At 66.0% G+C, this 14,127-nt stretch carries 11 protein-coding genes; 3 read left to right on the top strand and 8 right to left on the bottom strand.

The window, feature by feature from the left end:
* Positions 1 to 25: 25 nt before the first annotated feature.
* The 3 genes from R2669_RS01600 to R2669_RS01590 all read right to left on the bottom strand — a co-directional run bounded on the left by R2669_RS01600 (position 26) and on the right by R2669_RS01590 (position 5,776).
* Complete coding sequence (locus R2669_RS01600; RefSeq protein WP_316898181.1) at positions 26 to 3,232, bottom strand: efflux RND transporter permease subunit; 3,207 nt, start codon at positions 3,230 to 3,232, stop codon at positions 26 to 28.
* A gap of 29 nt (positions 3,233 to 3,261) precedes the next feature.
* Positions 3,262 to 4,572 (bottom strand): efflux RND transporter periplasmic adaptor subunit, encoded by a 1,311-nt coding sequence (locus tag R2669_RS01595; protein ID WP_316898180.1) that lies wholly within the window; start codon positions 4,570 to 4,572, stop codon positions 3,262 to 3,264.
* 112 nt (positions 4,573 to 4,684) lie between these two features.
* On the bottom strand, positions 4,685 to 5,776 hold the full coding sequence (locus R2669_RS01590; protein ID WP_316898178.1) for an alpha/beta hydrolase: 1,092 nt from the start codon (positions 5,774 to 5,776) through the stop codon (positions 4,685 to 4,687).
* A gap of 339 nt (positions 5,777 to 6,115) precedes the next feature.
* Here R2669_RS01590 and R2669_RS01585 point away from each other — a divergent pair, with 339 nt between their 5' ends.
* From R2669_RS01585 to R2669_RS01575, 3 genes are all read left to right on the top strand, one after another.
* Positions 6,116 to 7,060 carry a LysR family transcriptional regulator gene (locus R2669_RS01585; protein ID WP_316898176.1) on the top strand — a complete coding sequence of 315 codons (945 nt, stop codon included), beginning with the start codon at positions 6,116 to 6,118 and terminating at the stop codon, positions 7,058 to 7,060.
* Between the two features lie 97 nt (positions 7,061 to 7,157).
* Positions 7,158 to 7,559, top strand: coding sequence for a hypothetical protein (locus R2669_RS01580; RefSeq protein WP_316898174.1), 402 nt, complete (start codon positions 7,158 to 7,160; stop codon positions 7,557 to 7,559).
* Positions 7,560 to 7,708: 149 nt separating this feature from the next.
* Positions 7,709 to 8,485 carry a Mut7-C RNAse domain-containing protein gene (locus R2669_RS01575; protein WP_316898173.1) on the top strand — a complete coding sequence of 259 codons (777 nt, stop codon included), beginning with the start codon at positions 7,709 to 7,711 and terminating at the stop codon, positions 8,483 to 8,485.
* Between the two features lies 1 nt (position 8,486).
* Here the strand turns inward: R2669_RS01575 and otsA are convergent, their stop codons facing one another.
* The 5 genes from otsA to R2669_RS01550 all read right to left on the bottom strand — a co-directional run bounded on the left by otsA (position 8,487) and on the right by R2669_RS01550 (position 14,042).
* Complete coding sequence (otsA, locus tag R2669_RS01570; protein ID WP_027679069.1) at positions 8,487 to 9,917, bottom strand: alpha,alpha-trehalose-phosphate synthase (UDP-forming); 1,431 nt, start codon at positions 9,915 to 9,917, stop codon at positions 8,487 to 8,489.
* Positions 9,914 to 10,714 (bottom strand): trehalose-phosphatase, encoded by an 801-nt coding sequence (gene otsB, locus R2669_RS01565; protein WP_316898171.1) that lies wholly within the window; start codon positions 10,712 to 10,714, stop codon positions 9,914 to 9,916. Before otsB ends, otsA begins: the two co-directional genes overlap by 4 nt.
* 184 nt (positions 10,715 to 10,898) lie before the next feature.
* Positions 10,899 to 11,558 carry a 2OG-Fe(II) oxygenase gene (locus R2669_RS01560; protein WP_316898169.1) on the bottom strand — a complete coding sequence of 220 codons (660 nt, stop codon included), beginning with the start codon at positions 11,556 to 11,558 and terminating at the stop codon, positions 10,899 to 10,901.
* The gene (locus tag R2669_RS01555) at positions 11,555 to 12,436 is read right to left on the bottom strand and encodes a hypothetical protein (protein WP_316898167.1); all 882 of its coding nucleotides are present in this window, start codon (positions 12,434 to 12,436) and stop codon (positions 11,555 to 11,557) included. The genes R2669_RS01560 and R2669_RS01555 overlap by 4 nt, the downstream gene beginning before the upstream one ends.
* A gap of 13 nt (positions 12,437 to 12,449) precedes the next feature.
* Positions 12,450 to 14,042, bottom strand: coding sequence for a hypothetical protein (locus R2669_RS01550; protein ID WP_316898165.1), 1,593 nt, complete (start codon positions 14,040 to 14,042; stop codon positions 12,450 to 12,452).
* Positions 14,043 to 14,127 lie beyond the last annotated feature (85 nt).

The raw sequence follows: 14,127 nt of genomic DNA, 5'->3' as shown, positions 1-14,127 counted from the left end.
AACGATGTCTTGATGAGTGTTGACCTTAGTGCTGGGCCGACGGCACAGGCAGCGCGCCATCCAGGTCCAGATCACGATCGGGTGCATCTTCCGAGCGCTGGCCGCGGCGTGCCGCCAGCGTGCGCAGCAGCACGTAGAACACCGGCGTGAGGAACAGGCCGAACAGCGTCACACCCAGCATCCCCGCGAACACGGCCACGCCCATGGCATGACGCATTTCCGCACCGGCGCCGGTCGACACCACCAGGGGCACCACGCCCATGATGAAAGCGATCGACGTCATCAGGATCGGGCGCAGACGCAGGCGGCAGGCCTCGATGGCGGCTTCCACGATGGTGCGCCCTTGCAACTCCAGCTCGCGCGCAAACTCCACGATCAGGATGGCGTTCTTACACGCCAGCCCCACCAGCACCACCAGACCGATCTGCGTGAAGATGTTGTTGTCTCCATGCGAGACCCACACGCCCAGCATGGCGGCGAACAGGCTCATCGGCACGATCAGGATCACGGCCAGCGGCAGCGTCAGGCTTTCATACTGCGCAGCCAGGACCAGGAACACCAGCAGCACGCAGATCGGGAAGATCCACACGGCCGAGTTGCCCGCCAGGATCTGCTGATACGTCAGGTCCGTCCACTCGAAGCGCACGCCCTTGGGCAGCGTTTCATGCGCGATGCGTTCCACAGCCGCCTGCGCCTGACCCGATGAGAACCCCGGGGCCGGGCCACCGTTGATGTCGGCAGCGGTGTAGCCGTTGTAACGTACGACCATATCCGGCCCGAAGCCTTGCGACACACGCAGCAGCGATGACAGCGGCACCATCTCGCCGGCCGTGTTGCGCGTCTTCAACTGCAGGATGTCTTCTGCATGGGCGCGGAACGGCGCGTCTGCCTGCACCTTCACCTGATATGTGCGGCCGAAGCGGTTGAAGTCGTTCACGTACAGCGAGCCCAGATACACCTGCATGGTGTCGAACACATCCGTGACCGGCACGCCAAGCTGCTTGGCCTTCACGCGGTCCAGGTCGGCATTCAGCTGCGGCACGTTGATCTGGTAGCTCGAGAACGACGGGCCCAGCTCCGGCGTCTGGCGTGCCTTGGCCATGAAGGCCTGCGTGGCGGCAAAGAGCTGTTCGTAGCCGACCGAACCGCGGTCTTCGATCTGCATCTTGAAGCCACCCACCGTGCCGAGGCCCTGCACCGGCGGCGGCGGGAAGACGGCAATGAAGGCGTCCTTGATCGCACCGTACTGCTGGTTCAGTTGCCCCGCGATGGCGCCGCCCGACAGGTCGGCGCTCTTGCGCTGGTCAAACGGCTTGAGCGTGACGAACACGATGCCGGCGCTCGGGCTGTTGGTGAAGCCGTTGATCGACAGGCCCGGGAACGCCACGGCGCTTTCCACACCGGGGTGCTTGAGGGCGATGTCGGACATGCGACGGATCACGTCTTCCGTGCGGTCAAGCGAGGCACCGTCCGGCAGCTGCGCGAAGCTCACGAGGTACTGCTTGTCCTGCATCGGCACGAAGCCGCCCGGCACCTTGTTGAACAGCAGCGCGGTCGCGCCGATCAGCGCGAGGTAGATACCGAGCATCACGGCCTTGCGACCGATCACGCGCGACGTGCTGCGGCCATACGACTCCGATGCCGCACCAAACACACGGTTGAACGGACGGAAGATCCAACCCAGGCCCTTGTCCATCGTGCGCGCCAGCCAATCCTTCGGTGCGTCGTGGCTCTTGAGGAGCAGGGCGGCCAGCGCCGGCGACAGCGTGAGCGAGTTGAAGGCCGAGATGACGGTCGAGATGGAGATCGTCAGCGCGAACTGCTTGTAGAACTGACCGGTCAGGCCCGTCATGAAGGCCAGCGGCACGAACACGGCAATCAGCGTCAGGGCAATGGCGATGATCGGGCCGCTCACTTCGCGCATGGCCTTGTACGTGGCCTCGCGTGGCGATAAGCCTTCGGCGATGTTCCGCTCGACGTTTTCCACCACCACGATGGCATCGTCCACCACGATCCCGATCGCCAGCACCAGCCCGAACAGCGACAGCGCATTGATCGAGAAGCCGAACATCAGCATCAGGCCAAACGTACCGATGATCGACACCGGCACCGCCAGCAGCGGAATGATCGACGCACGCCACGTCTGCAGGAACAGGATCACCACCAGCACCACAAGCGCCACCGCTTCCAGCAGCGTGTGCGTGACGGCTTCAATACTGGAGCGGACGAACTGCGTCGGGTCATAGACGATGCGGTAGTCGACGCCTTCGGGAAAGTCTTCCTTCAGCTCGGCCATCGTCTTGCGCACGTCATCCGAAATCTGCAGCGCGTTGGAGCCTGGTGCCTGGAAGATCGGAATGGCCACCGCCTGCTTGTTGTCCAGCAGCGAGCGCAAGCCGTATTCCGACGCAGCCAGCTCGATGCGGGCCACGTCACGCAGGTACGTGACGGCGCCATCGGGCGAACTCTTCAGGATGATGTCGCCGAACTCCTGCTCGGTCTTCAGGCGGCCCTGTGCGTTGACGGACAGTTGCAGGTCCGTGCCCGGCACCGACGGCGAGCCGCCGATCACACCGGCAGCCACCTGCACGTTCTGGTCGCGGATGGCCTTGACCACTTCGTTGGCCGTCAGGCCGCGCTCGGCGACCTTATTCGGGTCGAGCCACACGCGCATCGAGTAGTCGCCCGAGCCGAACAGCTGCACCTGGCCCACGCCGCTGATCCGTGCAAGGCGGTCCTTGACGTTCAGCACGGCGTAGTTGCGCAGGTACGTCATGTCGTAGCGGTCGTTGGGCGACAGCAAGTGCACCACCATCGTCAGGTCGGGGCTGCTCTTGATGGTCGTCACGCCCAGGCGCTGCACCACGTCAGGCAGACGCGGCAGCGCCTGCGACACGCGGTTCTGCACGAGCTGCTGTGCCTTGTCGGGGTCGGTGCCCAGCTTGAAGGTGACCGTCGTGGTCATGTTGCCGTCGCTGTTGGCTTGCGACTGCATGTACAGCATGTTTTCGACGCCGTTGATCTGTTCTTCGAGCGGCGAGGCGACGGTCTCGGCAATCACCTTCGGGTTGGCGCCCGGGAACTGCGCGCGCACCACCACCGAAGGCGGCACGACCTCGGGGTATTCCGAGATCGGCAATCGCCAGATCGAGATGATCCCGATCAGCAGGATCAGCGTGGAAAGCACGCCCGCAAAGATGGGGCGGTCCACGAAAAATTTAGAGAAGTTCATGGCTGTGAGCGATGAGGTTCAGTCGCAAATCAAGCGCGGTCGGCCGGCAGGCGTTGCGCGGTAGCGGCGGTCTTGGCGTTGGCGGGCTTGGCTTCGGCCTTGGCGGCAGGCGCTGCGGATGTGTCGGCTTTGGCTTCGGCGGGTGCAGCCGGGGCGTCCGGCTGTGCACCCGGCAACACCACGCGCTTGGTGACGAGGCTGTCCATGGTCACCGTGTTGGGTGCCACGGCGTCGCCGGGGCGCACGCGCTGGATGCCGTTCACGACGATGCGCTCGCCGGCCTTCAGGCCCGACTTGACCACGCGCAGGCCGTCGATGGAGGCGCCCAGCACGACCGGGCGATAGCTCGTCTTGTTGGCCGCATCCACCACCAGGACGAATTTCTTGTCCTGGTCCGTGCCGATGGCCTTGTCGGTGATGAGAATGGCGTCGTGCGGCGCGCCGGTGCTCATGCGCACGCGGGCGTACAGGCCCGGCGTGAGGCGGCCGTCGGCGTTGTCGAGCGTGGCGCGCACGCGGATCGTGCCCGAGCGCACGTCCAGCCGGTTGTCGACGGACTGGATCACGCCTTCGCGCGTGTAGCCGTCCTCATTGGCCAGCCCGATGTAGACCGGGGTCTTGGCGCCCTGGGCGGCCTTCTCGGAGTAACGCAGGTAGCTTTGTTCATCCGCATCGAACGCCACGTACATCGGCGAGACCGACACCAGCGTGGTCAGCACCGGCGCAGCGCCACCGGCAGAGACGACATTGCCGACGGTGATTTCCGCGCGCGACACGCGGCCGGAGACCGGCGCCACGATGTGCGTGTACTCCAGGTTCAGCTTGGCGGCTTCCAGCGCGGCGGCGGCGCCTTGCAGGTTGGCTTGGGCCTCACGTGCGGCGTTTTCCTTCTCTTCGAACTCGCGGCGTGCGATGGCGTTGTCGGCCACCAGCTTCTGCGCACGGTCCAGCTCCGACGTGGTGTAGGCCACGCGCGATTTGGCGGCTGTCAGCGCGGCTTGCGTGCGGGCCACTTCGGCTGCGTAGGGGCGCGGGTCGATGGTGAACAGCGCGTCGCCCTTCTTGACGATGCTGCCGTCCTTGAAGTGGACGGCGGTGACGGTGCCGCTCACCAGCGGGCGGACTTCAACGCGTTGAACGGCTTCGATGCGGCCGGAAAACTCATCCCATTCGGAAACGTTCTTGGCCAGCACCGGCGCCACATCCACCGGCGTGGCGGCAGGCGCGGCGGCCGGCTGCTGGGAAGCGCCGGCACTGGAGACCAGACCGTAGGTGCCCACAGCTGCAACGCCGAGCACGGCGGCAACCGAAATGGCGAGTGTGCGTTTGGACAGGCTCATGATGACTCTCTCGATTTTGTTGGGTAGGCAAAGAGAAAAAGACTGGATAAAAGCGCGTTGGCCGCGTAGAAATACGCGGGCGGCCTCGCACTCCGTTTCTTGTTGTATGGGTTCAGCCAGGCGTCTCCCCGGTCGGGTCTATGGGGGTGCGGTCCTTCCGGTCCGCACGTGGGCGGCGTTTGCGGGGGGCTGCTGCCTGCCGCGTCATGCCGAGGTGCCAGCGCAGGAAGCACGTCATCTCGTCTTGCGCCACGGCGCTCATGGCAATCGAGTCATGGCAGGCTTCGTTCACGCGCACGACCTGCGTGGCCACGCCCGCCTCAATCAGGCACGCGGCGTAGCGCTCGGCCTCGGTGCGCAGCAGGTCTTGCGGCGCGGTGAGCAGCAGGGCCGGGGGCAGGCCCTGCAGCCGGCGCGATTCCACCGGCGCGGCGTAGGGGTGCACGCGTTCGGTCGGGCGGGGCAGGTACTGGCGATAGCAATCGGCGCAGACTTCGGCCGAGTTGTCGGCGTCGGCCAGGTGGTCGGGGCGCATGCGGGCCATGGTCGGATCGAGCATCGGCGCGATCAGGACTTGCGCACGCAGGTTCGGGCCGCCACGGTCGCGCGCAATCATCGTCAGTGCGGCAGACAGGTTGCCGCCGGCGTCATGCCCGGCCACCGCCATGCGGCGGCGGTCGATGCCCCAGGCGTCGGCATGGTCGGCCATGCAGCACAGCGCGGCGTACACATCTTCGGGTGCGGCCGGAAAGGGCGCGGCAGGCGCCAGCGAATAGCCGACCGTGACCACCACGGCCGGCAATGTGGCGGCGAGGTGGCGCGCCGGCGCATCGGCATCGTCGATCGAGCCGCGTACGAAGCCACCGCCATGCAGGTACAGCACGCCGGGGCGCCGCAACGGTGCGGCGGCATCGTCGGCGTGCATTTCAGGGCGGAACACGCGCAAGCGGATGCGGCTGGCGTAGCCCTGGGTCCAATAATCTTCGGCTGTGACCTCGCGCGGCAGCGGCACGGCGCGGGCCGTTTCCTCGCACGCAGAAGCTTGCTCAGGCAGCGTCGATGTTGCGGCGCGCAAATTGTTATTCAGTGCAACATTTTTGGGGGCGGGCGTTGCGTACGGTCGCGCTGGACGAACAGCGGCCGATGCCGCATCGCTGGTCAGCGAGCGATCCGAAACAACGAGGCGCGGTGGAGAAGAACCCATGATGTCAGGCGGGGCTTACCTTTGCGGATAACCCGGATATCGATGGGCTGAATGATGGTGATTAGACGAACGCGGATAAATGCCTATAATCAGACATCACTATTAGTTGCAGCCGAACAATCAAAATTTACGGTTGTGCTACAAAGTGTCCTAGCTCAAGGCCGATCTTGTTGCACTGCGAAAACCCGTAGTCGCCGCCTTCCTGATCGCGCCCCATGCTCAGAATGCGTGGGTGTTCTCGAGCATGAGCAGACCCCTTGATTCCACAGGTCCGGCGCATTGCCCGTTTTGATCGGGCAGTGCGCCCGCCCCGTGGAGTCCGTCCCTAAGGAGCCGCAGATGGATCGCTTGCAGGCCATGCAGGTTTTCACGCGTGTCGTGGAAGCCAGCAGCTTCACCAAGGCTGCCGACAGCCTTCAGTTACCCCGCGCCACGGTGACGAACCTGGTGCAAAGCCTTGAGGCGCATCTCGGCGTGCGCCTGCTGCACCGGACCACGCGCCGTGTGAATGTCACCGCCGACGGCGCTGCGTATTACGAGCGCTGTGTGCGTCTGCTCGGCGATCTGGAAGAAACCGAGGCTGCCTTCTCGCAGAGCGCGTCGGGCGCGCGCGGCACGTTGCGTATCGATGTTCCTGCGTCGATTGGCAAACGGTTGCTCGTGCCGCGCATTCGTGATTTTCATGCGGCGTACCCCGATCTTCAGCTGGAGATCGGCATGAGCGACCGCACAGTCGACCTCGTGCAGGAGGGCGTGGATTGCGCCGTGCGCGGTGGCGAGTTGCAGGATTCCAGCCTCGTCGCGCGCCGCATCGGCCAGCTGTCGATGGTCAATTGCGCGTCGCCGGAATACCTGGCCCGCTGCGGCACGCCCAAGACGCTGGAAGACCTGCAGGACCACACGGCGGTGAATTACTTCTCTGCGCGCAACGGCCGCCGCATGGACTGGGATTTCGTGATCGACGGGCAGAAGCAGATCCACAAGGTGCGCAGCATGGTGTCGGTCAACGATGCCGAATCGGCGGTGGCGTGCGGACTGCATGGCCTGGGGCTGCTACAGACGTCGCGCTTCCTGGTGTACGAGCACCTCGTGTCGGGCGCGCTGGTGGAGGTGCTGCCGGACTATATCTCCGAGCCGTTGCCCATCTCGGTGGTGTATCCGCACAACCGGCACCTGTCGCCCAAGGTGCGGGTGTTCGTGGACTGGGTGGCGACGCTGTTTTCCGACCACCCGTGCCTGCAGCTCAAGGAAAATCCGCGGCTGCAGATTGTTAGCGCCGCCTGAACAGTTATTTCTGCAAAGTCGCATTTATCAGACGGGAGCAACGATCTATTCTGCCTTCCAAGCGCAACAACGAGCGCAAACGAACAAGGAACAGATCATGAACTCCCGTCTCTTCTCCGCCTTCTCCCGCCGCGCTGTCCTGGCCATGGTGGCCACCGTGTCGGCTTCCGCCGCGCTGCTGTCGCAGCCCGCAACGGCTTCCATCCAGCCCAACTTCGATGCGCCGGCTGCAACGCAGGCAGGCCGCTTCGACCCGTACAGCCAGGGCGCAGACCGCCAGGCCGATACCTACGGCTATCTGTCGTGGAAGAACGATCGCTTTGATCCGTACAGCCAGGGCGCAGATCGCCAGGCCGATACCTACGGTTACCTGTCGTGGAAGAACGATCGCTTTGACCCGTACAGCCAAGGCGCAGATCGCCAGGCCGATACGTATGGCTACCTGTCGTGGAATGGCGATGCGAGCTATCCGAACGGCGGCGCTGCATCGCGCGCATAAACCGCGCAGCGACTGAATTTCTCCTCCTCCCTGTTGGCGGCGTGACTTCACCGGTCACGCCGCATTTTTATTGTTCAGGCGTCCGACAAGACCCTTGTAGCGCCAACGTGCCAAGGCACCCATGTTGGGTTGGGAGTATCGTGGCAGGCATGCAGACCGTCGTCCTCACGTTCGATTCCAACCTGACGCCGCTTCTTCCCCTGGCATTGCGCGGGCAGCCCGTGGCGCGCGCGTGGGCAGAGGGCGCCACGCTCAAGCACGCCATCGAGGCGCTTGGCGTGCCGCATACCGAGGTGGGGCGCGTGCTGGTAGATGGCCGGCCTATAGCGCTGGAGGCCATGCTCCCGGCCCAGGGCCATGTTGCGGTGGCCGCGGTGGCGCCCTCGTTGCCGGCGGCGCCGCTGCACTTTCTGTGCGACGCGCACCTGGGCGCCACCGCGCGCCTGCTGCGCATGGCCGGCTTTGATACCGCCTACGACAACAACTACGCCGACGCGGCCATCGAAGCGCTCGCATACGAGGAAGACTGGATCGTGCTGTCGCGTGATCGCGAACTTCTCAAGCGACGTGGCATCCGCCGTGGCGCGTTCATCCGTGCGCGCGAGCCGCAGGCACAGATGCGCGAGATCGTCACGCGCCTGCGGCTGGCCGACGTGGCGAAGCCGTTTTCACGCTGTCTCGAATGCAATGTGCCGCTGCGCATGCTGAGCGCGGAAGAGGCGTCCGCCAGCGTGCCGCCCCGGGTGCGCGAGCGGCAGCGTCTCTTCAGCACATGCGACGTCTGCCGGCGGATCTATTGGCCCGGTTCGCACTGGGCGCGCATGAACGCCGTGCTGACCGACATGCTATGGCCCGAGGCCGCCGCATCCCCCGATGCAGCGGAGGCCGCCGAGCGGATGCCTCGGACGGGCAGCGCGGGCGCCTGACTTATTGCGACGGCGCGTTGCGCAGATCGGCCACGAACCGCTCGCGCCAGATGGTGAGATTGGCCGCGCGCAGCCGATCCATCATGTGGGCATAGCGCGCCTTGCGTTCTTCCAGCGGCATCGTCAATGCGCGGTTCAGCGCTTCGGCCATGCCGCGCGTGTCATATGGGTTGACGATGAGCGCGGCATCCAGCTCGCGCGCCGCGCCGGCAAAGCGCGACAGCACCAGCACGCCCGGGTCTTCGGGGTCTTGCGCGGCCACGTATTCCTTGGCGACGAGGTTCATGCCGTCACGCAGGGGCGTGACATAACCGATCTGCGCGCTGCGGAAGAGCGCCATCAACACGCGCCGTTCGTACTGCTTGTTGATGTAGCGGATGGGCGTCCAGTCCAGCTCCGAGTGCTTGCCGTTGATGCGGCCCGACTCCGCTTCGAGCCGTTGCCGGATCTGCTGATAGCTCTGCACGTCCTGGCGCGACGTGGGCGCGATCTGGATGAAGGTCACGTGCCGGCGATGGTCCGGAAAATCGTCCAGCAATTGCTCGAATGCGCGGAAGCGTTCCGGCAGGCCCTTCGAATAATCGAGCCGGTCCACGCTCATGATGAGTTTCGTGGGTGGCTGGCCTTGGCCTTGCCCCTGGGGCGCGATGCGCTCGCCGCGCACACTCGCATGCCGCATGAACGGATTGCGCCGCGCCAGCGACGCCTTCGCCTGCTGGGCGATCTCGTCCGGATGCACGCCGATCGGGTACACCTCGGCGCGCAGCGTGTGGCCATAGGCGTGCACGGGGCCGTTCTGTTCCTTCTGTTCGATGTAGCCGCGCGCCTCGCGCTCGATGTAGTCGTAGAAGGCGACGCGATCGGTCTCGGTCTGGAAGCCGACGAGGTCGTACGCACAGAGCGCACGCATGAGGTCTTCATGCGGCGGAATCGTCGTCAGGATTTCGGGCGACGGAAACGGAATGTGCAGGAAGAACCCGATGCGGTTGGTGAGCCCCAGCGCGCGGCACTCGGCAGCAAACGGGATCAGGTGATAGTCGTGTACCCAAAGAATGTCGTCGGGCTGCACCAGCGCCTTGAGCTGATGCGCGAACTGCGCGTTGACGCGCCGGTAGCCGTGGTACTCCTGGCGCTCGTAGCGCGACAGATCCACGCGGTAATGGAAGATCGGCCACAGCGTCGCGTTGGCAAAGCCGCGGTAGTACTGGTCGTAGTCTTTGCGGTTCAGGCCGACGGTGGCGTAGGTGATGTTGCCCTTGGTGACGATGTTGGGTTCGTGCGAAACGGTCGTCGCGGTTTCGCCACTCCAGCCAAACCAGATGCCGCCGGTTTCGCGCAGCGCATCGAACACGCCGACGGCCAGGCCGCCAGCCGTTCCCTGGCCTTCGGCAACGGGCGCAACGCGGTTGGAAACCACAATGAGTCGGCTCATGCGGCACCTCGCTTGGCCGGGACCGTGAGCGTTGCCAGCCAGGCCCGCAATGCCGCCGCGTCCTGCACGCGCCAACGCGCCTGGCTCGGGCCTGCGCCCACTTTGATCGACCAGCCATCCAGCGCGTTGACGGCATCGAAGGCGCTTTCATCGGTCAGGTCGTCGCCGGCAAACAGCACCGTGCGGCCCATGAACGGCGGCTCGGTCATCAGCGTGTGCACCACGTCGCCCTTGCTGGCGCCGCGCGGCTTGAGTTCGACGACCATCTTGCCGGCCTGCAGGCGCACGTGATCGGCATAGCGGTGCGCCAGCCGATCAGCCAGCGTCAGCACAGCGTTCTCAGCTTCGGGCGCGTGGCGGTAGTGCAGGGCAAATGCAATGCCTTTGCTCTCCAGCACCACGCCGGAAAACTGCGTCGACAACTGCGTGAGTTCAGCGCGCAACTCGCGCTCCAGCCGGGCGAGCGCGTCGGCATCGGTGCTCAGACGGACGAAGCCGCCGTCTGCATAGCGGCGTTCGGCGCCGTGCACACCCGCGATAACGAGGCCGGGCAGCGACAGGCGTGACTCCACGTCGTGCACCGTGCGGCCGCTGATGATCGCCAATGCGCCCCCGCTGGCGGCATGCAGCGCGGCCAGCGATTCACGCAGCGGCGCGGAGACATGCACGGCATCGGGTTGCGGCGCGATATCGACCAGCGTGCCGTCAAAGTCGAGCAGGAAGGCCGTTTGCCCCAGGTCGAGCGGGGGCAGCGGCGCCGCGTTGGCAGAAGACTGAGGAGAGACGTTCTTGGACAAACCGGTTCTTGTGAATGTGCTTGATGCGCCTGTTCACGCAAGAACCGGGCCGGCCAAAGGGCGGCGGCGCCACACGTTGTCATTTCGCCATTTGCGGCACGCGCGGCAATGGCCGTGTTTGTAAAAACGGAAGCGGGGTGCAAATCCTTCACACCGTGGTCATCCCGTTGCCGCCCATTCCGCTTCAGCTGTGAAACCAGCCGTTGACGGTGAAGCGACCGTCCTCCATGCGGCCGGACGGCACGCTCACCGGCCGCAGCTCGTGCATGAGGAAGCTCGGGAACACGATCAGCCGATTCTGCACGGGCGCAATGTCGACGAAGTCTGCGGTTTCGCGCCAGCGCCGGCCATCGGTGCGCGAGGCATACAAGCGCAGGTTGCCGCCTTCAAATGCACGCGGCTCGCGATGAAAGTAGTAGATGAACGTGACGCGGCGCGTGCGCAGCTGCGCGTGCGTGTTGTCGTTGTGGACCTTGAAGAATTCGCCGTGGCCCGTCACGGTGAGCTGCACTTCCAGCCGCTGCACTGGAAACGGCGCAATGCGCAGGCGCTCGAAAATGTTGTCGGCATAGGCGAGCAGGCGTTCTTCGAACAGCGCGACGATGGTCGGCTCGTCGTAGCGCACGCGTGAGCGGCGGATGTCCAGCTCGACGCCGCCGCCTGCCGCGTTGAGAACCGCTGACGGGCGATATGCCGCCGGGTTGGCGAGCGCCGCTTCGCGCACGAGTTCAAGTTCGTTGGGCGGCAGGAATTCGTCGCATGACGCCCACCATGGCGGGTGCACCAGCTCGACGGGCAACAGGTCGGGCGATGCGAGCGGCAAGTGCTGGGGTTCGAGCGTCAATTGAGCGACCCACGAAAGTTGAGGTTGACGTAATGCAGCAGCAGCGAGGTCGAGATGTGTCCTTCGGGCAGCGCCTCGCGAAAATGCACCACGCGCGGGCCGGCGTAGACGAGCGCATCGCCGAGGCTTTGATAAATCAGTACTTCGGCATCGGGCAGGCCCAGGCGAATGGGCCATGAGGCTTCGAGTGTGGGTTCAGGCGTGTAGTCGACGGCGATGGTCAGGCTGTATTCGCATTGCGGCCGGTCGACGTGGCGGTGCAGGACCGCGCCCTGCGTATAGGCCGCGAGGTACGCGTAAGACGGTTTGACGGGAACGCCAACCACGTGCGAGATGAGCGGCGTGAGGCGCGCCTGCAGGGTCCGCAACACCGGATCGTTGTGAGCACGGTACCGGCGCGGGACCTGCGGGTCGCCAAACCGGATGGCGCCTGTGCGCACGCCGTGGCGAAGATAGCGACGCACGGCCGCCACCTCGTACGGGTGCAGGGCATCGGTCACCACGCCATAGCTTTCGTGTGCGAACGACGCCCGCGCGGCATCGAGCGGCGACTCGTGCGGCGCATCGAACTGCGCAGCCGATATCAATACGCCGGCATCGACGAGCACGGTCTGCATGAACGGGTCCATCGACGGGGCGATGTCGCCAGGACGCATCCGGCGCAGGCTGCTCCAGGCGTTCGGGCTGATGGCGAAGGTGTGCTCGATGCGGCGGCCCGGGTCTTCAACATGCAGCAACCAGCCTTGCTCGGACTGCCCGAAGCGCAGCCGCGGGTTGATACGCAGCGGCTGATCCGACATCGCCCGCGCGCGGATGCGCTGCACCGCCGCGCGCGGTGCGAGCACATCCGGCTGATAGTCGAGCACGGGAGCAATCACGCTGGCCTCCAATTCATTTAACCGAAAGCTCGGCCAGCACGACGGCGACCAGCAATGGCCTGGCGCTGGCTCCGGCCGGGGCGACGATCTCTGCCGGTCGCAATGCGGGCACGACCACGGCCCGCCCCGTGGAAAGCGGCACCACGATCTGCCCACGGCGCGGATCGACACCCGCCAGTCGCAGCGGGCCGCGCAGCATGCGCAGCGATGCATTGGCCGTGCCGGTACTGCCCAGCGTTGCGACGAGCACCACGTCGTTGGCATGCGCGGGCTGGTTAGCCAGGTCGATGCGCGTGCTGGTGCCCGGCTGCAACGCCAACACGGAAACACGGATCCGGCCCACCTGACGCGCGCGCGGTGCAAGCCGGCGGGCGGCGCCCGGCAAGGCGCGCTCCACAGGCCCCACAAGCAGCTTGTCGACCTGGGGCGTGTCGCGCAGCACCTGGATGCGCACGGGCGCCGGCGCCAGGGTTTCGCTGGCTTCGATCGAACGCGTGTAGACGACCTGCGTTTCGAAGCGTGCGCCTGCCGCTGCCACTACGCCAGCCACCTGCTGCAGCACCGCCACGCTGGCGAACTGGTCGATGATGGATTCGAGCGCGCCAGGGTCCAGCACGCCGTTCCAGCGGCCCTCCGGGTCCGAAGGGCCGGGCTCCGGCGAGCCGGGGTCTGACGGGCCGGGATCGACTGGGCCCGGGTCTCCAGGGCTGCCAGGATCGACCGGGCCCGGGCCACCAGGATCCACCGGGCCAGGATTGATCGGGCCGGTGGGCTCGCCGGGGCCGACGGGCCCAGGGCCGCCGGGGTCTCCAGGATCGCCGGGGCCGACAGGACCGACAGGGCCCGGCTCGCCAGGATCGACGGGTTCCGGATTGCCCGGCTCACCCGGCTGCGGATCGCCTGGCCAGCCGGGGTCGATCGGTTGCGGATCGCCGGGGTCGATGGGCTCCGGAGGCGGCGGGACACCCGGGTCGCCGAGCGGGATCGGCGGGAAGATTGGCTGCGGTCCGTGCGGGAAGAATGGGTCGTCCGGCGGCAGCGACGGCGGCACGGGAATCGGAAACCATGGCGGCACACCCGGTACGGGCACCGGTTGCGGGTCGACGGGAATGGGGATGGGGATCGGCACGGGGCCCGGCCCGGGGTTGGGCGGCACCGGCGGAATGGATGGCGGGAAAAGCGGCGGCGGATTCAGCGGCGGCCACACCCAGGGCCCGCCGCTCGGATCGTTCGCGACAGGCCCGATGGGCGAAGGTGCGACCGGTCCGAAGATGCCGGGCTCCGACACGACCGGCGCGACCGGATGCGCTACCACCGGCCCTGCCGCCGGGTTGACATGCACCGGCACGCGGCTCGCACCGCCCAGCAGATGCGATGCGATGGCCGCACCGAGCACATCGCTGGCGCGTTTGCCGAGCGTGTTGGTTAGCGCGGTGTGAATCGCGTTGCCGACGTTCGGGTCGGTGGTCTGCGTCTTGAGTTGTGCGACGAGGCTGGCGAGCAACTCACGCTCGCGCTCGGAGAGCACACCCGGATGCGTCGACAGGTCTGCGCCGAGGGCACGCAGCAGATCGGATGATCCGGAATTGGAAGGCTGGTCGGGCATGGCGCGATCCTCCGGCAATGGCCGTGGTCGTGCCCATGCACCGTCCCACCCCACTGCAAGGCGTGCCGCTTCCTATTGCGTGCTA

The organism is Ralstonia edaphi (genome assembly GCF_958350185.1).
Classification (GTDB): Bacteria; Pseudomonadota; Gammaproteobacteria; order Burkholderiales; family Burkholderiaceae; genus Ralstonia; species Ralstonia edaphi.
This window is presented reverse-complemented; position numbering and strand designations above follow the sequence as displayed.

What these genes read in the sequence shown, in the direction of transcription:
- R2669_RS01600 (WP_316898181.1), bottom strand. Translation starts at nt 3,232, where the DNA reads ATGAACTTCTCTAAATTTTTCGTGGACCGCCCCATCTTTGCGGGCGTG.
- R2669_RS01595 (WP_316898180.1), bottom strand. Translation starts at nt 4,572, where the DNA reads ATGAGCCTGTCCAAACGCACACTCGCCATTTCGGTTGCCGCCGTGCTC.
- R2669_RS01590 (WP_316898178.1), bottom strand. Translation starts at nt 5,776, where the DNA reads ATGGGTTCTTCTCCACCGCGCCTCGTTGTTTCGGATCGCTCGCTGACC.
- R2669_RS01585 (WP_316898176.1), top strand. Translation starts at nt 6,116, where the DNA reads ATGGATCGCTTGCAGGCCATGCAGGTTTTCACGCGTGTCGTGGAAGCC.
- R2669_RS01580 (WP_316898174.1), top strand. Translation starts at nt 7,158, where the DNA reads ATGAACTCCCGTCTCTTCTCCGCCTTCTCCCGCCGCGCTGTCCTGGCC.
- R2669_RS01575 (WP_316898173.1), top strand. Translation starts at nt 7,709, where the DNA reads ATGCAGACCGTCGTCCTCACGTTCGATTCCAACCTGACGCCGCTTCTT.
- otsA (WP_027679069.1), bottom strand. Translation starts at nt 9,917, where the DNA reads ATGAGCCGACTCATTGTGGTTTCCAACCGCGTTGCGCCCGTTGCCGAA.
- R2669_RS01550 (WP_316898165.1), bottom strand. Translation starts at nt 14,042, where the DNA reads ATGCCCGACCAGCCTTCCAATTCCGGATCATCCGATCTGCTGCGTGCC.